We start from the raw sequence: 20387 nt of genomic DNA on the forward strand, positions 1-20387 counted from the left end.
ACCGACCGACGACGCCCCCACCACACCCCCACCACACACCCCACCCCCACGGCCCGCCCCCTCAGGAGCCCGACCCCCTCACGACGCCGGAATCACCGCCGACACCCGGAAACCCCCCGCATCCGTCGGCCCCGACACGAACACCCCGCCCAGCGCCAGCACCCGCTCCCGCATCCCCACCAACCCGTTCCCCCCCGACGGCAACCCCGCCGACGACGCCGAACCCGCCTCCGGCGGCGCACCGTTCTCCACCTGCATCGCGATCTCCGCCACCCGATGCGCCAACCGCACCCGCGTCTTCGCCCCCGCCGCATGCTTGTGCACGTTCGTCAACGCCTCCTGCACCACCCGGTACGCCGTCTGCTCCACCTCCGGCGCATACGCCCGCACCTCACCCTCCACCGACAACTCCACCACCATCCCCGCAGCCGCCGACTGCCCCACCAACTCCTCCAACTCCTCCAGACAAGGCCCCTCCCCCTCCTCCACCACCGCCGGCGCCACCGTCACCGACCGCACCGACGCCGCCCGCACCCCCGCCCCGTCACTGCGCAGCACCCCCAGCATCTCCCGCAACTCCGTCAACGCCTGCCGCCCCATGTCCCCCACCAGCACGGCATTGCGCACCGCCTTCTCCGGATCCTTCCGCGCCACCGCCTGCAACGCCGCCGCATGCACCACCATCAGACTCACCCGATGAGCCACCACGTCGTGCATCTCCCGCGCGATCCGCGTCCGCTCCTCGCCCCGCGCCCACTCGGCCCGCTCCTCCGCACGCTCCGCGAGCAACTGCAACTCCCGCTCCAACGAGTCCGCCCGCTCCCGCAGACTCTCCATCAGCCGCCGCCGCGCCCCCACATACATCCCCAGCAGCAACGGCGGAGCCGTCAACCCCAACGACGTCGTGATCGCCGCGAACGGGACGAACCAGTCCCCCAGCGTCAACGACCCGCGATTCATGCTCTGCCGCACCTGGACGAACGTCACGATCAACGTCCCCACCAACTGCATCCCCGCCAGCGAACCGATGATCCGCCGGGGCAGCTCCGACGCGGCGAGCGTGTACAGGCCCACGATCCCCATCAGGAAGCCCATCTGCGCCGGCGTGATCGCGATCGCCACCAGCACCACCGCGATCGGCCACTTCCGCCGCACCACCAGCACCGAACCGGCCAGCGCCCCGAACACGACCCCCACGGCCGCCGGGATCCCGGCGTCCTGCGCGAACGGAACCCCCTCCACCGCACACTCCACGGCGGACACGAACCCCAGGGTCCAGTCGAACGCCGCGCTACGCCGTCTGCTCCACCACAACGGCCCTCCCCGGGCCGCCGTGTCCTCTTCCCCCGTCGTGGTCATGACTCCACCCTACGGGCGCGGCCCCCGCCTTTTCCGGCGACTTTCTGCGACCGCCCCACACCACACACCGTAACCGAACAACATCGAAACCCACCGGTATCCCTCGAACTGCTGAACCACGCCCGTTCGATCCAGGAACCGAGCATTCCGCCCAGACGCTATGCGTATGACACATACCAGCGGCAAGTACGCGGACTACGAAGGCCTGCGGGAACAGGCGGTCGCCCTGCGGCGGGCGGGGCTCAGCCTCCGCCAGATCCGCGACGAACTGAAGATCCACAACAACGACCTCCTCAACCGGCTCGTGAAGGGAGAGCCCCCTCCGGAGTGGACGAAGCGCCCCAACGCGAAGGACGACCTCAGGGCCAAAGCGCGCGAGCTGCGGCTGCAAGGCTGGACCTACGACCGGATCGAGGCGGAACTGGGCTGCTCCAGGAGCTCGGTCTCCCTGTGGGTGCGGGATCTGCCGAAGCCGGAGCGGCGGCGGAGCCCACAGGAGGCCTCGCTGATCGCCCGGCGCGGCTGGGAGGCGAAACTGCGCGTCCGTGAGGAGGAGCGGCAGCGCGCGAAGGAAGCCGCCCGGCAGGCCGTGGGCACTCTCTCCCCCCGAGAGCTGTTCCTCGTGGGCGTGGGCCTCTACTGGGCCGAGGGCGCGAAGGACAAGCCGTACCAGCGCCGCGAGAGGGTGGCTTTCGTCAACAGCGACCCCGGCGTGATCGCGGTCTGTCTCGCCTGGCTGGACCTGCTCGGCGTCGACCGCGCACACGTGCGCTACGCCGTCATGATCCACGAGAGCGCCGACGTCGCGGGCGCGGAGAGCCACTGGGCCGCACTCGTGGGCGCGGACCGCTCGCAGTTCAACAAGACGACCCTCAAGAAGCACAATCCCAGGACCGTGCGGAAGAACACCGGCGAGTCCTACCGGGGCTGCCTGACGATCAAAGTCCTGAAGAGCGCCGACTTGTACCGTCGCATCGAGGGCGCCTGGTACGGCATAGTGGACTCCGCGCGCGAAGCCGATCAACGAAATCGGACATAGCGCGAAATCCATCCCGGATCGTCTAAGGGCAGGACAAACGGTTTTGGTCCGTTGAATGAGGGTTCGAATCCTTCTCCGGGAGCCCACAGCAGACAGAAGACGCGTTCGGGTCCTGCCCCAGCAAGGGTCGGGGCCCGCTCTCATGTCCCCCCTGAAACGCCCCGGTATCCTTCGGACGTCCCCACCTCTCCACAGCCGAAGGGCATTTCCGTGAGCGCCATTCGCCCGGCAGCCGTCGTCGTACTCGCAGCGGGTGAGGGCACCCGTATGAAGTCGGCCATACCGAAGGTCCTGCACGAGATCAGCGGCCGCAGTCTCGTGGGCCATGTGCTGGCCGCCGCCCGCGAGCTGGACCCGGAGAACCTGGTCGTCGTCGTCGGGCACGCCCGCGAGAAGGTCACCGCGCACCTCGCCGAGATCGACCCCGCCGTGCGCACCGCCGTGCAGGAGGAGCAGAACGGCACCGGTCACGCCGTGCGCATGGGGCTGGAGCAGCTCGGTGGCGGCGTGGACGGCACGGTGGTGGTCGTCTGCGGTGACACTCCGCTGCTCACCGGGGCGACGCTGGCGCAGCTGGCGGCGACGCATCAGGCGGACGGGAACGCGGTGACGGTGCTGACGGCCGAGGTGCCGGACGCGACGGGTTACGGGCGGATCGTGCGGGACGAGGCGTCGGGTGCGGTCACGGGGATCGTGGAGCACAAGGACGCGTCGGAGGCGGTGCGGGCGATCCGGGAGATCAATTCCGGGGTGTTCGCGTTCGACGGGCGGTTGCTGGCGGACGCGTTGAAGAAGGTGCGGACGGACAACAGTCAGGGTGAGGAGTATCTGACGGACGTCCTCGGGATCCTGCGGGAGGCGGGTCACCGGGTGGGTGCGTCGGTCGCGGGCGACCATCGTGAGATCGCGGGCATCAACAACCGGGTGCAGTTGAGCGAGGCGCGTCGGATCCTGAACGACCGGTTGCTGACGGCGGCGATGCTGTCGGGTGTGACGGTGGTGGATCCGGCGTCGACGTGGGTGGACGTGACGGTGACGTTCGAGCAGGACGCGGTGGTGCTCCCGGGTACGCAGTTGCACGGGTCGACGCATCTGGGCGAGGGCGCGGAGGTGGGTCCGAACTGCCGGCTGACGGACACGGAGGTCGGTGCGGGGGCGCGGGTGGACAACACGGTGGCGTACAGCTCGCGGATCGGTGCGGGGGCGTCGGTGGGGCCGTTCGCGTATCTGCGGCCGGGTACGCGTCTGGGGGCGAAGGGCAAGATCGGCACGTACGTGGAGACGAAGAACGCGTCGATCGGCGAGGGGACGAAGATCCCGCATCTGTCGTATGTGGGGGACGCGACGATCGGTGAGTACTCGAACATCGGCGCTGCGAGTGTGTTCGTGAACTACGACGGACAGGACAAGCATCACACCACCGTCGGGTCGCATTGCCGGACGGGTTCGGACAACATGTTTGTGGCGCCTGTCACGGTCGGGGACGGTGCGTACACCGCCGCCGGTTCTGTGATCACGAAGGATGTGCCGCCCGGTTCTTTGGCTGTGGCCCGGGGCCAGCAGCGGAATATCGAGGGTTGGGTGGCTCGTAAGCGTCCGGGCAGTGCGGCGGCGAAGGCCGCCGAGGCGGCGTCGCGGCAGGTGGACGGCGAGGGCTGACCGGGAACGGGTGCGTCGGAGTCGGCGTACCGTGATAGGTGCACACCCGCACCCCACCAGCTGAGACGGCCTCGTCGCGCCCAGCGGCGTGGTTTCTCGACTTCCAGCTGAGACACCTCTGAGGAGACAGTGCTGTGACCGGGATCAAGACGACCGGCGAGAAGAAGATGATGTTCTTCTCCGGCCGCGCCCACCCCGAGCTTGCCGAGGAGGTCGCCCACCAGCTGGGTGTCGGGGTCGTCCCGACGAAGGCCTTCGATTTCGCCAATGGTGAGATCTATGTGCGGTATCAGGAGTCGGCGCGTGGCGCGGACTGCTTCCTGATCCAGAGCCACACGGCTCCGATCAACAAGTGGATCATGGAGCAGTTGATCATGATCGACGCGTTGAAGCGTGCGTCGGCCCGTTCGATCACCGTGATCGTGCCGTTCTACGGGTACGCGCGGCAGGACAAGAAGCACCGTGGGCGGGAGCCGATCTCGGCCCGTCTGATCGCGGACCTGATGAAGACGGCCGGTGCGCACCGGATCCTGACGGTGGATCTGCACACGGACCAGATCCAGGGCTTCTTCGACGGTCCGGTGGACCACCTGTTCGCGCTACCGCTGCTCGCGGACTACGTGGGCAGCAAGGTGGACCGCGACAAGCTGACCGTGGTGTCGCCGGACGCGGGCCGGGTGCGCGTGGCGGACCGCTGGTGCGACCGGCTGGGCGCGCCGCTGGCGATCGTGCACAAGCGGCGTGACAAGGATGTGGCGAACCAGGTGACGGTCCACGAGGTCGTGGGCGAGGTCAAGGGCCGGGTCTGTGTGCTCGTGGACGACATGATCGACACGGGTGGCACGATCTGCGCGGCGGCGGACGCGCTGTTCGCGCACGGTGCGGAGGACGTCATCGTGACGGCGACGCACGGTGTGCTGTCGGGTCCGGCGGCGGACCGGCTGAAGAACTCGAAGGTGAGTGAGTTCATCTTCACGAACACGCTGCCGACGCCGGGTGAGCTGGAGGTCGACAAGATCACGGTGCTGTCGATCGCGCCGACGATCGCGAACGCGGTGCGTGAGGTGTTCGAGGACGGTTCGGTGACGAGCCTGTTCGACGAGCAGTGAGGCTCGTGAGGGCGTCGTGGTGACGTCCGTCGTGTAGATCGATTTCTTGTACGGCCTTCCCGCCGCGTAGACTGCTCCAGTTGCTCGGCGAGGGAGGCCGTACGCGTGTTTCGCGCGTGTGTACGGCGGTCCGTTATCGACGCGCTCTTCGTAGCAGGCCGATGGTTTGGCCGGGTGACCACCTTTCCCCAGTTCTACGAGGAGTGAACATGGCCGAGGTCAAGCTCGCAGCCGAGACCCGCACCGAGTTCGGCAAGGGCGCCGCCCGCCGTATCCGTCGTGCCAGCAAGGTTCCCGCCGTGGTCTACGGTCACGGTGCCGAGCCGATGCACATCACGCTTCCGGGTCACGAGCTCCAGCTCGCGCTGCGCACCCCGAACGTCCTGCTGAGCCTGGAGCTCGAGGGCAAGACGCAGCTGGCCATCCCGAAGGCCGTGCAGCGTGACGCGATCAAGGGCTTCCTGGACCACGTCGACCTGCTGCTCGTCCGCAGCGGCGAGAAGGTCAACGTCGAGGTCTACGTGCACACCGAGGGCGACCTGGCGCCGGGCGCCTACCTGCTCGAGCACGTGCTGAGCACGCTGACCGTCGAGGCCGAGGCCACGCACATCCCGGAGTCGGTCACGGTCTCCATCGAGGGCCTGGAGGCCGGCGCCTCCATCCTCGCGAAGGACATCCCGCTGCCCAAGGGCACGACGCTGGCGATCGACGAGGACGCGGTCGTCCTCCAGGTGCTGGCCGCCCAGGCGGAGGAGGCCCCGGCCGAGTCCGAGGGCGAGAGCGCCGAGGCCTGATCCTCGGGTTCGTCGTTTCGCCGGCCGCCGCTTCCTTCGGGGAGCGGCGGTCTGCGTATGGTCCCTGTGTGCGGCCGTCGCTTCCCGAAGGCTGTGGTCCGCGCCGTGTGTAATTCCTGCCCGCCATTCTGAGCGGCTGTCCGTGATCGCGCGGTGGTCGCTGCCCGTGAGTCGAGGAGACGTGGACGTGACGACCGATGCCAGTGCGCCCTGGCTGATCGTGGGGCTGGGCAATCCGGGTCCGGAGTACGCGATGAACCGGCACAACGTCGGTTTCATGGTGGCCGATCTGTTGGCCGGGCGGATGGGCGGCCGGTTCAAGCGGGCGGGCAAGGCGCAGGCGCAGGTGGTGGAGGGGCGGGTGGGTCCGCCGGGGTCGGGGAGTCGCCGGGTGGTGCTGGCGAAGCCGATGTCGTTCATGAACCTGTCGGGTGGTCCGGTGAACGCGTTGCGGGACTTCTACAAGGTGCCGTTGGGGAACGTGGTGGCGGTGCACGACGAGCTGGACATCGATTACGGGGTGCTGCGGTTGAAGCTGGGCGGCGGGGACAACGGGCACAACGGTCTGAAGTCGATGACGAAGGCGATGGGTGCGGAGTATCACCGGGTGCGGTTCGGGATCGGCCGGCCGCCGGGGCGGATGCAGGTGGCGGATTTCGTGCTGAAGGATTTCGGGTCGGCGGAGCGCAAGGAGCTGGACTACTTCGTGGACCGGGCGGCGGATGCGGTGGAGGCGTTGGTGCTGGAGGGGTTGGAGCGGGCGCAGGGCACGTACAACTCGTGATCCGTGGGCCGGGAGGTTGACGTGTCGTTCGGGCATGGCCAATGATCCCGGCCATGCCTGCCGTAGCTGTCCGTTCCCATCGTCGTCGGGGTTCCTCGTGGAGGGGGCCGGCCGGTGGGTCGGTGGTGGCGTTGCGGTGGGGGCGGTTCGTGGTGATGGGCGGGGTGGCGGTGCTGATCCTGCTGGCGGGGGTGTGGGGTTCGTGGGGTGGGGCGCAGCACGTGATGCTGACGAAGGGGCGTGAGCGGGGCACGGTGGTGGTGGGGCGTTGTGAGGGGGGGCGGTGTGCGGGGCGGTATGCGCCGGTGTCGGTGGGGTCGACGGCTCGGGCGCGGGTGGTGCTGGAGGATTCGGTGGCGGTGCGGGTGGGTGGCCGGTACGCGGTGGTGCTGAAGCCGGGGACGGATGAGGCGGTGCGGTCGGGTCCTGCGGGGGTGTTGCTGGCGTGGGTGCCGTTGGGTGGGGCGTTGCTGCTGGCGTCGGTGGTGGTGGCGGGTGGTCTGGGGCGGGTGCGGGCGGGGTGGGTGCTGGCGGGGTCGGGGGTGGCGTTGCTGACGGCGGCTTTCGTGACGATCTGAGGTTGCGGGGCTGGTGGGTGAGGTGGGGTCGTGACGGCGCCCCCGGGTTCGGGTGGGCGGATTCTCGGGGTCCTCGCAACACCTGATGGCTTATGCGGCCGTCAGTAGATCACGCAGGCGCTCGGCTGGGGTTCTCCAGCCGAGCGTTTTGCGTGGCCGGCCGTTGAGTTGCTGGGCAACGTGTTCGAGGTCTGCGGGACTGTGCGCGGAGAGGTCGGTGCCTTTGGGGAAGTACTGCCGCAGCAGGCCGTTGGTGTTCTCGTTCGATCCGCGCTGCCAGGGCGAGTGGGGGTCGCAGAAGTAGACTGGCACGCCGGTGGCCACGGTGAACTGCTTGTGCGCGGCCATCTCGCAGCCCTGGTCCCAGGTCAGCGAGCCACGCAGGTGCTCGGGCAGGGTCTGGATCAGCGGCACCAGCACATCGCGGACTTCCTCGGCCGTGTGCCCGCCGGGCAGATGTCCGAGCAGGACGTAGCGGGTGGAGCGCTCGACCAGGGTCACTATCGCGCTCTCGCTGCGGGGGCCGACGATCAGATCGCCTTCCCAGTGGCCAGGAACAGCCCGGTCCTCGACCTCCGGCGGCCGCTCGGAGATCATCACCATCTCGTCGACGAAGCGGCGAGTGCGCTGCTCCGGGCTGCGGTGGGGCTTGCGGCGGGTGCGTCCGGTGCGCAGCGCCAGGGCGACCTCGCGGCGCAGTCCGCCGCGGGCCTGGACGTAGATGGCCTGGTAGATCGTCTCCGGACTCACGCGCATGCTCTCGTCGTCGGGGAACTCGATGAGCAGAGCGTGGCAGATCTGCTCGGGCGACCAGCGTTCCTGGAGCTTGGCCGTAGCGAAGTCGCGCAACGCTCCTTCCCGGGCCAGCTTGGAGTCCTTTGGACGCGACCGGCTCTTCGCCCATGCCCGCTGGGCTTGGTGCGGCCGGTAGACGCCGTTGACCGCACGGGCGTCGATCTCACGCTTGACGGTGGAGGCCGGCCGGCCGAGTGCCCGTCCGATCGCGCGCAGCGAGCGGCCCTCACGGCGCATGTCGGCGATCAGCTCCCGCTCGGCCACGGTGAGGAAACGGGGGTGCAGCCCGGCCTCGACCGCGGCAACGGACGGCTTCGACGCGGCAGTAACGATGGTGATCACACCGGTCGTATAGTCGATCAGGCGGCCGTCTGCATGCAGGCGCGAGTGGCCGATCTGCCGGATCCCTTGGTCCCAGTCCCGAGCGGTGCGCTCGTGGACGCCGACCTGCGCGGCGGCATCGCGGCGATGGACTCCGGCCGCACGCAGCCGCTCGTACTCCGCCCGACCGGGATGCCCGGATGTGCCGGGCTTGCCGCGACCTCGGACACCGGCCTGACGGGCCCATCCGAACGCCGTATTGCGGTTCACTCCGACTGCGCGAGCGGCAGCGGTGATGCCGCCGTCCTCCCGATCCAGCGCCTCGAAGAACTTCGCCTTCAACACCTCAAAATCCACGATCCCCGCAACTCCCTGAACTCCAGGGTGTTGCGGGGATCAATAGAACCCGCCGTGAATCCGGGGGCGTCGTCGTGTGGTGGGTGTGGGTCCGGCCGGTGTGGTGGTGGGCCGGTGTGGTGGGTCAGCCGGTGTTGCGCAGGCCGGCCGCTACGCCGTTGACGGTGAGGAGCAGGGCGCGGGAGAGCAGCGGGTCGGGTTCGGCTCCGGCGGCCACGGCGTCGCGCTGGCGCTTGAGCAGGGTGACCTGGAGGTGGGAGATGGGGTCGAGGTAGGCGTCGCGGATGCTGAAGGTCTGCTTGAGGGCGGGGGTGGCGGCGAGGAGTTCGCGTTCGCCGGTGACCTTGAGGACTTCGGCGACGGTGCGGGCGTGTTCGGTCTTGATGGTGTCGAAGACGTGGTGGAGCTCTTGGGGGACGAGGGTGTCGACGTAGTGCTGGGCGATGCGCAGGTCGGTCTTGGCGAGGGTCATCTCGACGTTGGAGATGAAGTTGCGGAAGAAGTGCCACTGTTCGTGCATCTCGTCGAGCACGGTGTCCAGGCCTGCTTCGCGCAGGGCCTTGAGGCCGGAGCCGACGCCGAACCAGCCGGGGACGATCTGGCGGGACTGGGTCCAGCCGAAGACCCAGGGGATGGCGCGCAGGCCGTCGAGGGAGACGCCGGAGCCGGGGCGGCGGGAGGGCCGGGAGCCCAGGTGCAGGTCGGCGAGCTGGTCCACGGGGGTCGACGCGAGGAAGTACGTCGGCAGGTCGGGGTCCTCGACGAGGGCGCGGTAGGCGGCGTGGGCGGCGTCGGAGACGACGTCCATGGCGGCGTCCCAGCGGGCGAGGGCTTCGTCGGACTGGCGGGGGGCGGTGTGCAGGGCGGAGGCCTGGAGGGTGGCGGCGACCGTGAGTTCCAGGTTCTCGCGGGCGAGGGAGGGGATGAGGTACTTGTCGGAGATGACCTCGCCCTGTTCGGTGACCTTGATCTCGCCTTCGAGGGTGCCCCAGGGCTGGGCGAGGATGGCGTCGTGGGAGGGGCCGCCGCCGCGGCCGACGGTGCCGCCGCGGCCGTGGAAGAGGCGCAGGCGGACGCCGTAGCGGTGGGCGACGTCGCGCAGGCGGCGCTGGGCGCGGTGGATCTCCCACTGGCTGGTGGTGATGCCGCCGAACTTGGAGGAGTCGGAGTAGCCGAGCATGACTTCCTGGACGTCTCCGCGCAGTGCGACCAGTCGGCGGTACGACGGGTCGGAGAGCATGTCCTCGAGGATGGTGTCGGCGGCCTTGAGTTCGTCGGTGGTCTCCAGGAGGGGGACGATGCCGATCCTGGCCCAGCCGGCGTGCAGGTCGACGAGGCCGGCCTCGCGGGCGAGGACGGCGGCGGCGAAGACGTCGTCGGCGCCCTGGCACATGGAGATGATGTAGGACTCGATGACCTCGGGTCCGAAGACCTCGAGCGCGCGCTTGACGGTGAGGAAGACGCCGAGGGTCTTCTCGCCGGCGGCGTCGACGGGGGCCGGGGTGGGTGCGAGGGGCCTGCGGGAGCGCAGTTCCTTGGCGAGGAGCTTGGTGCGGTAGTCGCGGGGCATGTCGGCGTAGCGCCAGGATTCCTCGCCGAGGCGGTCGAAGAGCTGGCCGAGGGCGTGGTGGTGGGCGTCGGCGTGTTCGCGGACGTCCATGGTGGCGAGCTGGAGGCCGAAGGCGGCGAGGGTGCGGATGGTGCGGTTCATGCGGCCGTCGGCGAAGAGGCCGCCGCGGTGTTCGCGCAGGGAGGTCTGGATGAGGGTGAGGTCCTCGATGAGCTCGCTGGTGCCGAGGTAGTCGCGGCCGGGCTCGTGGGGGATGCCCTTGGCGAGGCGCTGCTTGGTGTTCTCGAGCTTCTGGCGGATGCAGGTGGCCTTGAGCCGGTAGGGCTCCTCGGCGTTGAGGCGCTTGTAGCGGGGGCTGATCTCGGGGAGTCGTTCGAGGTCGGCCTGGAGGGAGGCGAGGAGTTCGTCGGTGGCGCCGCTGTAGCGGATGGAGTTCGACAGGAATCCGCGCAGTTCGTCGATGGTCTCCAGGGCGTCGTTGATGCCGTGTTCGTGCTGGAGGATGAGGACGTCCCAGGTCACGGCGGGGGTGACGTTGGGGTTGCCGTCGCGGTCGCCGCCGATCCAGGTGCCGAAGGTGAGGGGGCGGGTGTCGTCGGGGAGCTTGACGCCGACGCGCTCCAGTTCGGCGGTCAGGTCCTCGAGGACGTCGCCCACGGCGCCCGCGTGGAGTTCGTCGAGGTAGTAGACGGCGTTGCGGGCCTCGTCGGCGGGTTCGGGGCGGACGACGCGCAGTTCGTCGGTCTGCCAGACGAGGTCGATGTTCTCGGCGAGGCGGGTGTCGTGGCGGCGGCGGTCGGACTCGATGACGGGGGTCTCGAGGAGTGCCGCGATGCGCCGGAGCTTGTTGAGTACCGACCGGCGTGCGGCTTCGGTGGGGTGCGCCGTGAAGACGGGGCGGACGTTGAGGTGGCGGACCGTCTGCTGGACGTGTTCGGGGTCGGCGTCCTTGAGGCGGTCGGCGGTGCGGGCGAGGAGGCCGCCTTCGGCGGCGCGGCGCTCGCGCAGTTCGCGTCCGCGGTGGACCTGTTCGGTGACGTTGGCCAGGTGGAAGTAGGTGGAGAAGGCGCGGACCAGCTTGGCCGCGGTCTCCAGTTCGATGCCACGCAGGAGTTCGGCGGCGGCGTCGCCGTCCTCTCGGGTGAGGCGGCGGACCTTTTCGACCAGTTCGAGGAGTTCCGGGCCTTCCTGCCGGACCAGGGTCTCCCCGAGGAGGTCACCCAGTCGGCGGATGTCGGCGCGCAGCTCGGTGCTGGTCGTGGTGTTGGCCTGGCCAAGGTCGTCGGCACTGCTCACAGGTGCGGCTCCTTGCAGTGTTGAAGCTCGTCCGGGAGGGAACTCGGATGCCGGGCCTCGCGGCGGACGCCGCATACGGGCCTGACATCCGGGAAGAAATCAGAGCGGACCGCGCTGTCCGACCGTCTCCAAGGATAGGTGTCCTCGAAGACGCGCAGGCTGGCGGGCTCTTGCCGCGGGGCGGCGCGCTGCCATACTTACGTTGCCGTAGGTTACGGGACCGTAGGAATTACGCCGAGGTTCCGGCCGTACGGCACCTCCTCCTTCCAAGACCCCCCAGGGGACGCGCATGACCACAGGCTCCAACGTGATCCAGGACCCTTCGAAGACGCCGGACGGCGCCACCACGTCCTCCGCCACTCTCGGCGGCGAGCAGAAGCGATCGATCGAGCAGATCACGCTGCTGCTCTTCATCGTCGTTCCGTTCCTCGCCGTGTTGGCGGCGGTGCCGCTGGCCTGGGGCTGGGGGGTGAGCTGGCTGGACATGGGACTGCTGGTCTTCATGTACTTCCTCGGCTGCCACGGCATCACGATCGGTTTCCACCGGTACTTCACGCACGGTTCGTTCAAGGCGAAGCGGCCGCTCCGGATCGCGCTGGCGGTCATGGGCTCGCTGGCGGTGGAGGGGCCGCTGGTGCGCTGGGTGGCCGATCACCGCAAGCACCACAAGTTCTCCGACGCGGACGGGGACCCGCATTCGCCGTGGCGGTTCGGGGAGACCGTGCCGGCGCTGATGAGGGGCCTGTGGTGGGCCCACATCGCGTGGATGTTCGACGAGGAGCAGACGTCGCAGGAGAAGTACGCGCCGGATCTGATCAAGGACCCGGCGATCCGGGCGATCTCGCGGCAGTTCGTGCTGTTCACGGTGGTGTCGCTGGCGATCCCGCCGCTGGTGGGCGGGCTGGTGACGATGTCCTGGTGGGGCGCGTTCACGGCGTTCTTCTGGGGTTCGCTGGTGCGGGTGGCGCTGCTGCACCACGTGACGTGGTCGATCAACTCGATCTGCCACGCGGTGGGCAAGCGGCCGTTCAAGTCGCGTGACCGTTCGGGCAACGTGTGGTGGCTGGCGGTCCTGTCGTGCGGCGAGTCCTGGCACAACCTGCACCACGCCGATCCGACGTCGGCGCGGCACGGGGTGATGCGGGGCCAGGTGGACTCCTCGGCGCGCTTCATCCGGTGGTTCGAGATGCTCGGCTGGGCGTACGACGTGCGCTGGCCGTCACGCTCGCGTATCGATTCTCGCCGTGACACCGGTGAGGACGGCTCCCGGCAGGGGAGGGCGGCCGCCGAGACGGCATGATTGACGGCGTGGCGACCGATCCCAGCAACACCTCCAGTCCCAGCGGTGAAGTGAAGCCGCGGCGTGCGCGTCGCACCAGGATGACGGGAGCGGAGCGTCGGCAGCAGTTGCTGGAGATCGGTCGCACCCTGTTCGCGGAGAAGGGCTTCGAGGGCACGTCGGTGGAGGAGATCGCGGCGAAGGCCGGGGTGTCCAAGCCGGTGGTGTACGAGCACTTCGGCGGCAAGGAGGGGCTGTACGCGGTCGTGGTGGACCGGGAGATGCGCCGGCTGCTGGACATGGTGACGTCGTCGTTGACGGCGGGCCACCCTCGTGAGCTGCTCGAACAGGCGGCGTTCGCGCTTCTCGACTACATCGAGGAGTACACGGACGGGTTCCGCATCCTGGTGCGGGACTCGCCCATCCCGCAGTCGACGGGTTCTTTCGCCTCGCTGATCTCGGACATCGCCACGCAGGTGGAGGACATCCTGGGCCGCGAGTTCAAGAGCCGCGGCTTCGACGCGAAGCTGGCCCCGCTGTACGCGCAGGCCCTGGTGGGCATGGTGGCGCTGACCGGGCAGTGGTGGCTGGACGTGCGCCGTCCGAAGAAGGCGGAGGTGGCGGCGCATCTGGTGAACCTGTGCTGGCACGGCCTGGAACGCCTGGAGGCCAAGCCGCACCTGATCGGGCGCCGCAAGAGCTGAGCGGACGCCGAGCCGAGCCGGTGCGCGGTCGCGCCGCCGTCGGCCCCCGTCGGTGCGGGGCGTTCCGGCGCGTGGACAGGCCCCCCGTCCGTGTGGGACGGGGGGCCTGTCCGTGTTCGCTCGGCGTGCGCGTGCCCGCGCGGGGCTCGCCCGGTGCCGGCTCAGTGCTTGAAGACGTCCTTCGTCTTCTCCTTGGCCTGACGCGCGTCGCCCTTGGCCTGGTCCGCGCGGCCCTCGGCTTCGAGCCTCTCGTTGCCCACGGCACGGCCGGCCGCTTCCTTGGCCTTGCCCTTGGCCTGTTCCATCTTCGCCTTGGACTTCTGCTCGCCTGCCACTGTTCATCACTCCCAGTCAGGTCTGCGTGCGCTCTCTGCACTCCGGGTGACCCGCCCGGCCCGCTTCAAACCTGGCGCCGTCTGCGCGTGGGCGGCTACCGCGTCCTGTACGCCGTCGACGACCACGTCGTCCGCGTCCTCGTCACCCGTCCGGGCCGCACCCCCTGGGTTCAGGCCCGCTTCACGGCGACGGCGAACAGGCGGCGGAAGGGCAGGACGGTGCCGTAGGGCGTGCTGGGGTAGGCCTCGCGGAGCAGGTCGCGGTATGCGGCGACGAAGGCGTCGCGGGCCTCGGGGTCGTCGGCGAGGGCGTCGAGGGCGGGGCGCAGTCCGGTGCCCTTGACCCAGTCGAGGACGGGGTCCTCGCCGGGCAGGACGTGCAGGTAGGTCGTGGTCCACACGTCGGCGGCGCAGCCGAGGCGGGCGAGCCGGTCGAGGTAGACGCCGGGTGCGTGGACGGAGTCCTCGCGGCGCAGGACGTGGCCGAGGCGGCCTTTCCAGCGGGCGCCGCCGGCCAGCTCGCGCATCAGGGCGTGGAGGGGGGCGTCGGCGTTGTGCGGGATCTGGAAGGCGAGGGTGCCGCCCGGGGCGAGGCCGTCCAGCCAGCCGGCGAGGGCGTCCAGGTGGCCGGGGACCCACTGGAGGGCGGCGTTGGACACGAGGAGATCGTAGGTCTCGGCGGGTGTCCAGTCGGTGAGGTCGGCGTGGGCGAAGTCGAGGTGCGGGCCGGCGTGGGCGGCGGCGTCGGCGAGCATCTGCGGCGAGTTGTCGTAGCCGGTGATCCGGGCGGTGGGCCAGCGGTCGGCGAGGACGGCGGTGACGTTGCCGGGTCCGCAGCCGAGGTCGGCGATGCGGGGCGGTTCGCGGGGCAGGGCGGGGACGCGGGCGAGGAGGTCGGCGAAGGGGCGGGCGCGGTGGCCGGCGTGGCGCAGGTACTGGGCCGGGTCCCAGGAGGGGTTCGTCGTCATGATCCGACTCTCCCGCACGATTTATCTCGACGTCAAGAGACTCGACATCAAGAGACTTCATGTCGACACAACCACTACACTGATCGTCATGGAGGACGAGGTCGATCGGCTGGTCGCAGCGTGGCGCCGGGAGCGCCCGGACCTCGACGTGGAGCCGCTGGAAGTGCTCAGCCGGGTGAGCAGGCTGGCCCGGCACCTGGACCGGGCGCGCCGGCTGGCGTTCTCCGAGCACCAGCTGGAGCCGTGGGAGTTCGACGTCCTGACGGCGCTGCGCCGCGCGGGAGCGCCGTATCAGCTCTCGCCCGGGCAGCTGCTGACGCAGACGCTGGTGACCTCGGGCACGATGACCAACCGCATCGACCGTCTGGCGAAGAAGGGCCTGGTGGAGCGGCTGCCGGACCCGAGCGACCGGCGGGGTGTGCTCGTGCGCCTCACGGACGACGGCAAGGACCGCGCCGACCAGGCGCTCGCCGGGCTGCTCGACCAGGAGCGGGCGATCCTGGCCGAGCTGTCGCAGGCCCAGCGCACCGAACTGGCGGGCCTGCTACGCCAGTTGACCGCCCCGTTCGACAACATCCCCGGCTAGGTCGGCGGGTCCGACCCCGGCCCGTCTGGCGAGGGCGACCGCGGCGAGCGTGGAGTGCACGCCCAGTTTGCCGAGGACGTTCTGCATATGGGTGCGGACGGTGTGCGGGGACAGGAAGAGGCGCTCGGCGACGGCCTTGCGCCCCAGTCCCGCCACCATGCACCGCAGTACCTCGCGTTCCCTCGGCGTGAGGGACTCCACCAGGCGTTCGCTCTCGGTGCGGTGCCTGCGGGCGGCCGTCATCTCGCGCAGGACCCCGGTGAGCAGGGCGGGCGGCAGGTGCGTCTCGTCGCGCAGCACGCCCCGGATGACGGTGAGCAGGCGCGAGAGCGAGCAGTCCTTCGCCACCCAGCCGGACGCCCCCGCCTGGAGCGCGAGAGCCGCGCGGTGCGGGTCGTCCTTCTCGGCGAGCACGACGATCCGGACGTGGGGCTGCGCGACGCGCACGCCCGCGACCAGTGACAGCCCGTCGACGAGGCCGTCGTCGCCCACCTCCTGCACGGGCGCGGTCGCGCGTATGCCGGGCTGTGCGCCGCCCAGGTCCGCGTCGGCGAGCAGCACGTCGTAGCGGCGTCCTTCGGCGGCCGCGCGCTCCAGGCTGCGCAGCGCCGCCGGGCCGCTGCCGGCCGCGGAGACGTCGACGTCCGGCTCGGCGGCCAGTGCCGCGGCGAGCGACTCGGCGAAGATGCGGTGGTCGTCGACGACCAGTACACGGATGCGAACCACGAAACCCCCTTCCCCGAGCTCCTTCACGGAGCGGGGGATACCCCAAAGGTCCGGAGACGGAGAACACCAGGAACACCGACAACGAGAACACGCAGAGCACGGCGGACACGGAGTGGGACGACCTGCGCGGGCACGACGCTCGCGGGGAGCGCCCCGGCCGCACGGCCGCCGCCGCGCGGACACTGCTACCCCCACCCCGGGCGTCGTACCCGGCTGTCTGGCCCCTGATCGGCACCGGCCCCCACCGGTGCTGTGCCCAGCGTAGAGCTGTGGGCCGACAGCGGAAGGCAATGTGCGGAACTAATTCGCGGACGCGTTTATGGTGTGCCGCATGTTCCGTCTTGAGACAGAAGTCGACAGGACTCGGCGCGATCTTCTCCGTTCCCGGCTCCTGGCCGCGAACACGCAGGCCTCACCGGTGCTGCGCGCCCTGCGGGGCACCCCGGCGGAACGCGAGTCGCCGCTGCACGTGTGGGCGTGCGGCCCCGGGGGCGAGCTGGCCGGCGGTCTGGTGGGACACACCTGGACGGCCTGGCTGCACGTGGCGCATCTGTGGGTGGACGCCCGTCACCGCGGGGCGGGCCTGGGCTCGCGGCTGCTCGCGGAGGCGGAGCGCGTGGCCCGCGAGGAACGGGGCTGCACCCGGGTCCGGCTGGAGACCTGGGACTTCCAGGCGCCGGAGTTCTACCGGCGGCACGGCTACGACGTGGTGTGCGTGATCGAGGACTACCCGCCGGGCGTCACGGAGTACACGCTGACCAAGCGCCTCACGCACGGACCGGGGTGAGGCGCCCCGCGCCTCACCCCGGTGGTGACGTCGGACCGGGCCGGGCTCAGCCCAGGCGCCGCGCTCCCGCCGAGGGCACCGCCTCGAAGACGCGCGGAGCCTTGAGCCCCGCGGCCGTGAACGCCTCGACGACGGCCTTGGTGAGCGCCTCGACGTCGGTGGCCTCGGCCAGGACGATCGCCGAGCCGCCGAACCCGCCGCCGGTCATCCGCGCCCCGAGCGCGCCGTGCGCGAGGGCGGTGTCGACGACGAGGTCCAGCTCGGGACAGGAGACCTTGAAGTCGTCGCGCAGCGAGGCGTGACCGGCCGTCAGGACCGGTCCGACGGCGCGGGTGTCGCCGCCCGACTCCAGGAGGGCGACGACCTGTTCGACGCGCTGGTCCTCCGTCACGACGTGGCGGACGAGCCGGCGGATCTCCTCGTCGTCGCCGAGGCGGTCGAGGGCCGCGTCCAGGTCGGCGAAGGCGATGTCGCGCAGCGCGTCGACGCCGAGGAGGGCGGCGCCCTTCTCGCAGCCGGCCCGGCGCTTGCCGTACTCGCCGCCGCTGTGGGCGTGCGTGACCTGGGTGTCGACCACCAGCAGGCGCAGTCCCTCGGCGGCGAGGTCGAGGGGGATCTGCTTCTGGGAGAGGTCGCGGGTGTCGAGGAACAGCGCGTGACCGGCCTCGCAGCACGCGGACGCCGTCTGGTCCATGATGCCGGTGGGGGCGCCGACGTAGACGTTCTCGGCGCGCTGGCACAGCCGGGCGAGCTGCCAGCCCTGGAGGCCGAGGTCGAACAGGTCGTTCAGGGCCAGCGCGACGACGACCTCGATGGCCGCCGACGACGACAGGCCCGCGCCCGACGGCACGGTCGACGCCAGGTGGACGTCGGCGCCGGTGACCGGGTGGCCGGCCTCGCGCAGCGCCCACACCACGCCGGCCGGGTAGGCCGTCCAGGCCTTGTCGGACTCGGGCGTCAGCTCCTCCAGGCGCAGTTCGGCGACGCCGGCGTCGAGGTCGGCCGAGTGCAGCCGCAGCACGCCGTCCGTGCGGCGGGAGACGGCGGCGACGGCGGTGTGCGGCAGCGCGAAGGGCATCACGAAGCCGTCGTTGTAGTCGGTGTGCTCGCCGATGAGGTTGACGCGGCCGGGCGCCGCCCACACCCCGTCGGGCCGTGTGCCGTACAGCTCGGTGAAGCCGTCCCGGACCTGCTCCGCCCCCATTACCGCTCCTCTGCGCTGTCGGCGATGTGCTGTGCGAACGTCCACGCGTCCGCGACGATGCCCGCGAGGTCCGCGCGGGACGGGTTCCAGCCCAGCCGCTCGTGGGCGGTGGCCGCGGAGGCGACGAGGACGGCCGGGTCCCCGGCGCGGCGCGGGGCGGCGACCTCGGGGATCGGGTGTCCGGTGACCTTGCGGGCGGTCTCGACGACTTCGCGGACGGAGAAGCCGTTGCCGTTGCCGAGGTTGCAGATGAGGTGCTCGCCGGGCTTCGCGGCCGCGACGGCGAGCAGGTGGGCCTCGGCGAGGTCGGCGACGTGGATGTAGTCGCGCACGCAGGTGCCGTCGGGGGTCGGGTAGTCGTCGCCGTAGACGGAGATGGCGTCGCGGCGGCCCTGGGCGACCTGGAGGACGAGCGGGATGAGGTGCGACTCGGGTTCGTGGCGCTCGCCCTGCGCACCGTACGCGCCGGCCACGTTGAAGTAGCGCAGGGAGACGGCGCCGAGGCCGTGGGCCGCGGCCTCGCCGCTGATCATGTGGTCGACGGCGAGCTTGGAGGCGCCGTAGGGGTTGGTCGGCCTGGTGGGCGCCGTCTCGACGATCGGGACCTGCTCGGGCTCGCCGTAGGTGGCGGCGGTGGAGGAGAAGACCAGTCTGCGCACGCCCGCGTCGCGCATCGCGCCGAGCAGGGCCATGGTGCCGCCGACGTTGTTCTCCCAGTACTTCTCCGGCTTGACGACGGATTCGCCGACCTGTGAGAAGGCGGCGAAGTGGAGGACCGCGTCGAAGGAGTCGTCGAGGTGCTTGCCCGCGTCGCGGATGTCGCCCTCGATGAACGTGGCGCCCGCGGGGACGCCTTCGCGGAAGCCGGTGGAGAGGTTGTCGAGGACGACGACCTCGTGGCCCGCCTCCAGCAGGTGCTGGGCGACCACGCCGCCTACGTAGCCGGCGCCGCCCGTGACCAGGTACTTGCCGCTCGTGCCGGTGGTGCCGCTGCCGGTGGTGACGCTCATGAACTCGCTGCCTCTCGCAGTCGCCGGGCCGCGGACTCCGGCGGCACGTCGTTGATGAAGACGTTCATGCCGGACTCGGAGCCCGCGAGGAACTTCAGCTTGCCGGACGTGCGGCGGATGGTGAAAAGCTCCAGGTGCAGCCCGAAGTCGTCGCGGTTGACGCCCTCGAACTCCTCCAGCGTGCCGAACGGCGCCTGGTGCCAGGCGGAGATGTAGGGCGTGCGCGGCTCACCTTCGCCGAAGATCCGGTCGAAGCGCCTCAAGAGTTCCAGGTAGACCTGGGGGAACTCTGTGCGCGCGTCCTCGTCGAGGGCCAGCAGGTCCGGGACCCGGCGCCGGGGGTACAGGTGCACCTCGTAGGGCCAGTGCGCGGCGAACGGCACGAACGCGACCCAGTGTTCACTCTCCAGGACGACCCGCTCGCCCGCGAGTTCGCGCTCCAGGACGGCGTCGAAGAGGTTCTCCCCGCCGGTCGCCTCCTTGTGCGCGCCGACCGAACGCAGCATCAGGGCGGTGCGGGGAGTGGTGAACGGGTAGGCGTAAATCTGCCCGTGCGGGTGACCCAGTGTCACGCCGATCTCGGCGCCGCGGTTCTCGAAGCAGAACACCTGTTCCACGGAGGGCAGATGCGACAGCTCGGACGTCCGGTCCGTCCACGCGTCCAGGACGAGTCGCGCCTGCTCCTCGGTGAGGTCGGCGAAGGACGCGTCGTGGTCCGAGGTGAAGCAGACCACCTCGCAGCGGCCGGAGTCGCCGGCCAGCGAGGGGAAGCGGTTCTCGAAGACGACCACGTCGTACGAGGAGTCCGGGATCTCGCTGAGCCGGTCGCCCTGCGAGGGGCAGAGCGGGCACTCGTCGGCGGGCGGGTGGTAGGTGCGGCCCTGCCGGTGCGAGGCGACGGCGACGGAGTCGCCGAGCAGCGGGTCGCGCCGTACCTCCGAAGTGGTGACCGTGGGGTCCAGCGGACGCCTGTCCACCGCGTCGCGCACCGTGTCGTCCCGCTGGTCGTAGTAGATCAGCTCACGACCGTCGGCCAAGCGGGTCGAGGTCTTCTTCACCGCGACTGTCCTCCATACCTCTAGATCCGCGGACCTAGACCCGTACACCTAGCGAAGCTTCCAACAGAA

The 20387-nt window shown here is 70.3% G+C and carries 19 protein-coding genes and 1 tRNA gene; 11 read left to right on the forward strand and 9 right to left on the reverse strand.

Annotated elements, in window-relative coordinates:
- Positions 1-78: 78 nt before the first annotated feature.
- Positions 79-1359 carry a sensor histidine kinase gene (locus OG802_RS14545; RefSeq protein ID WP_329410770.1) on the reverse strand — a complete coding sequence of 427 codons (1281 nt, stop codon included), beginning with the start codon at positions 1357-1359 and terminating at the stop codon, positions 79-81.
- Between the two features lie 166 nt (positions 1360-1525).
- Between OG802_RS14545 and OG802_RS14550 the strand changes: the two genes are divergently transcribed.
- From OG802_RS14550 to OG802_RS14580, 7 genes are all read left to right on the forward strand, one after another.
- Complete coding sequence (locus tag OG802_RS14550; RefSeq protein WP_329410772.1) at positions 1526-2398, forward strand: hypothetical protein; 873 nt, start codon at positions 1526-1528, stop codon at positions 2396-2398.
- Between the two features lie 11 nt (positions 2399-2409).
- Positions 2410-2480: transfer RNA gene (locus tag OG802_RS14555), tRNA-Gln, on the forward strand.
- A gap of 128 nt (positions 2481-2608) precedes the next feature.
- Positions 2609-4057, forward strand: coding sequence for a bifunctional UDP-N-acetylglucosamine diphosphorylase/glucosamine-1-phosphate N-acetyltransferase GlmU (glmU, locus tag OG802_RS14560; RefSeq protein ID WP_329410774.1), 1449 nt, complete (start codon positions 2609-2611; stop codon positions 4055-4057).
- Positions 4058-4191: 134 nt separating this feature from the next.
- The gene (locus OG802_RS14565) at positions 4192-5166 is read left to right on the forward strand and encodes a ribose-phosphate diphosphokinase (RefSeq protein ID WP_329410776.1); all 975 of its coding nucleotides are present in this window, start codon (positions 4192-4194) and stop codon (positions 5164-5166) included.
- Between the two features lie 209 nt (positions 5167-5375).
- Positions 5376-5960 (forward strand): 50S ribosomal protein L25/general stress protein Ctc, encoded by a 585-nt coding sequence (locus OG802_RS14570; RefSeq protein WP_329410778.1) that lies wholly within the window; start codon positions 5376-5378, stop codon positions 5958-5960.
- Between the two features lie 181 nt (positions 5961-6141).
- Positions 6142-6744, forward strand: coding sequence for an aminoacyl-tRNA hydrolase (gene pth / locus OG802_RS14575; RefSeq protein ID WP_329410781.1), 603 nt, complete (start codon positions 6142-6144; stop codon positions 6742-6744).
- Between the two features lie 41 nt (positions 6745-6785).
- Positions 6786-7322 carry a hypothetical protein gene (locus OG802_RS14580; protein WP_329410783.1) on the forward strand — a complete coding sequence of 179 codons (537 nt, stop codon included), beginning with the start codon at positions 6786-6788 and terminating at the stop codon, positions 7320-7322.
- Between the two features lie 90 nt (positions 7323-7412).
- Here the strand turns inward: OG802_RS14580 and OG802_RS14585 are convergent, their stop codons facing one another.
- Positions 7413-8606: an IS30 family transposase gene (locus OG802_RS14585; protein WP_329416962.1), complete on the reverse strand. Its 1194-nt coding sequence runs from the start codon at positions 8604-8606 to the stop codon at positions 7413-7415.
- A 313-nt stretch (positions 8607-8919) separates the two neighbouring features.
- A complete protein-coding gene (gene ppc / locus OG802_RS14590; protein WP_329410785.1) occupies positions 8920-11661 on the reverse strand; it encodes a phosphoenolpyruvate carboxylase in 2742 nt (913 codons plus the stop codon).
- Positions 11662-11950: 289 nt separating this feature from the next.
- Between ppc and OG802_RS14595 the strand changes: the two genes are divergently transcribed.
- Positions 11951-12961 (forward strand): acyl-CoA desaturase, encoded by a 1011-nt coding sequence (locus OG802_RS14595; RefSeq protein WP_329410787.1) that lies wholly within the window; start codon positions 11951-11953, stop codon positions 12959-12961.
- A complete protein-coding gene (locus tag OG802_RS14600) occupies positions 12958-13644 on the forward strand; it encodes a TetR/AcrR family transcriptional regulator (protein WP_329410790.1) in 687 nt (228 codons plus the stop codon). Before OG802_RS14595 ends, OG802_RS14600 begins: the two co-directional genes overlap by 4 nt.
- 161 nt (positions 13645-13805) lie before the next feature.
- Here OG802_RS14600 and OG802_RS14605 read toward each other — a convergent pair whose 3' ends face one another.
- Positions 13806-13979, reverse strand: coding sequence for a CsbD family protein (locus tag OG802_RS14605; RefSeq protein WP_328481426.1), 174 nt, complete (start codon positions 13977-13979; stop codon positions 13806-13808).
- Positions 13980-14149: 170 nt separating this feature from the next.
- Positions 14150-14947, reverse strand: a complete 798-nt coding sequence (locus tag OG802_RS14610) for a trans-aconitate 2-methyltransferase (protein ID WP_329410793.1) — start codon at positions 14945-14947, stop codon at positions 14150-14152.
- A gap of 88 nt (positions 14948-15035) precedes the next feature.
- Here OG802_RS14610 and tamR point away from each other — a divergent pair, with 88 nt between their 5' ends.
- The gene (gene tamR, locus OG802_RS14615; protein ID WP_329417062.1) at positions 15036-15533 is read left to right on the forward strand and encodes a MarR family transcriptional regulator TamR; all 498 of its coding nucleotides are present in this window, start codon (positions 15036-15038) and stop codon (positions 15531-15533) included.
- Here tamR and OG802_RS14620 read toward each other — a convergent pair.
- A complete protein-coding gene (locus OG802_RS14620; RefSeq protein WP_329410796.1) occupies positions 15492-16259 on the reverse strand; it encodes a response regulator transcription factor in 768 nt (255 codons plus the stop codon). The two genes, tamR and OG802_RS14620, sit on opposite strands and share 42 nt — an antisense overlap.
- Before the next feature lie 319 nt (positions 16260-16578).
- Between OG802_RS14620 and OG802_RS14625 the strand changes: the two genes are divergently transcribed.
- Positions 16579-17046: a GNAT family N-acetyltransferase gene (locus OG802_RS14625; RefSeq protein WP_329410798.1), complete on the forward strand. Its 468-nt coding sequence runs from the start codon at positions 16579-16581 to the stop codon at positions 17044-17046.
- A gap of 46 nt (positions 17047-17092) precedes the next feature.
- Here the strand turns inward: OG802_RS14625 and galK are convergent, their stop codons facing one another.
- Genes galK through galT form a run of 3 tightly spaced genes read right to left on the reverse strand, consistent with a single transcriptional unit; the run spans position 17093 to position 20318 of the window.
- Positions 17093-18250, reverse strand: a complete 1158-nt coding sequence (gene galK / locus OG802_RS14630; RefSeq protein WP_329410801.1) for a galactokinase — start codon at positions 18248-18250, stop codon at positions 17093-17095.
- On the reverse strand, positions 18250-19260 hold the full coding sequence (gene galE / locus OG802_RS14635) for a UDP-glucose 4-epimerase GalE (protein ID WP_329410804.1): 1011 nt from the start codon (positions 19258-19260) through the stop codon (positions 18250-18252). Before galE ends, galK begins: the two co-directional genes overlap by 1 nt.
- Entirely contained in the window at positions 19257-20318 is a 1062-nt protein-coding gene (galT, locus tag OG802_RS14640; protein ID WP_329410807.1) for a galactose-1-phosphate uridylyltransferase, read from the reverse strand. The genes galE and galT overlap by 4 nt, the downstream gene beginning before the upstream one ends.
- Between the last annotated feature and the right edge of the window lie 69 nt (positions 20319-20387).

The organism is Streptomyces sp. NBC_00704 (genome assembly GCF_036226605.1).
GTDB lineage: Bacteria > Actinomycetota > Actinomycetes > Streptomycetales > Streptomycetaceae > Streptomyces.

Bases quoted from the DNA above. Each gene is read 5' to 3' on its own strand.
- OG802_RS14545 (WP_329410770.1), bottom strand. From the start codon at position 1,359: ATGACCACGACGGGGGAAGAGGACACGGCGGCCCGGGGAGGGCCGTTG.
- OG802_RS14550 (WP_329410772.1), top strand. From the start codon at position 1,526: ATGACACATACCAGCGGCAAGTACGCGGACTACGAAGGCCTGCGGGAA.
- OG802_RS14570 (WP_329410778.1), top strand. From the start codon at position 5,376: ATGGCCGAGGTCAAGCTCGCAGCCGAGACCCGCACCGAGTTCGGCAAG.
- OG802_RS14580 (WP_329410783.1), top strand. From the start codon at position 6,786: ATGATCCCGGCCATGCCTGCCGTAGCTGTCCGTTCCCATCGTCGTCGG.
- OG802_RS14595 (WP_329410787.1), top strand. From the start codon at position 11,951: ATGACCACAGGCTCCAACGTGATCCAGGACCCTTCGAAGACGCCGGAC.
- OG802_RS14600 (WP_329410790.1), top strand. From the start codon at position 12,958: ATGATTGACGGCGTGGCGACCGATCCCAGCAACACCTCCAGTCCCAGC.
- OG802_RS14610 (WP_329410793.1), bottom strand. From the start codon at position 14,947: ATGACGACGAACCCCTCCTGGGACCCGGCCCAGTACCTGCGCCACGCC.
- tamR (WP_329417062.1), top strand. From the start codon at position 15,036: ATGGAGGACGAGGTCGATCGGCTGGTCGCAGCGTGGCGCCGGGAGCGC.
- OG802_RS14625 (WP_329410798.1), top strand. From the start codon at position 16,579: ATGGTGTGCCGCATGTTCCGTCTTGAGACAGAAGTCGACAGGACTCGG.
- galK (WP_329410801.1), bottom strand. From the start codon at position 18,250: ATGGGGGCGGAGCAGGTCCGGGACGGCTTCACCGAGCTGTACGGCACA.
- galE (WP_329410804.1), bottom strand. From the start codon at position 19,260: ATGAGCGTCACCACCGGCAGCGGCACCACCGGCACGAGCGGCAAGTAC.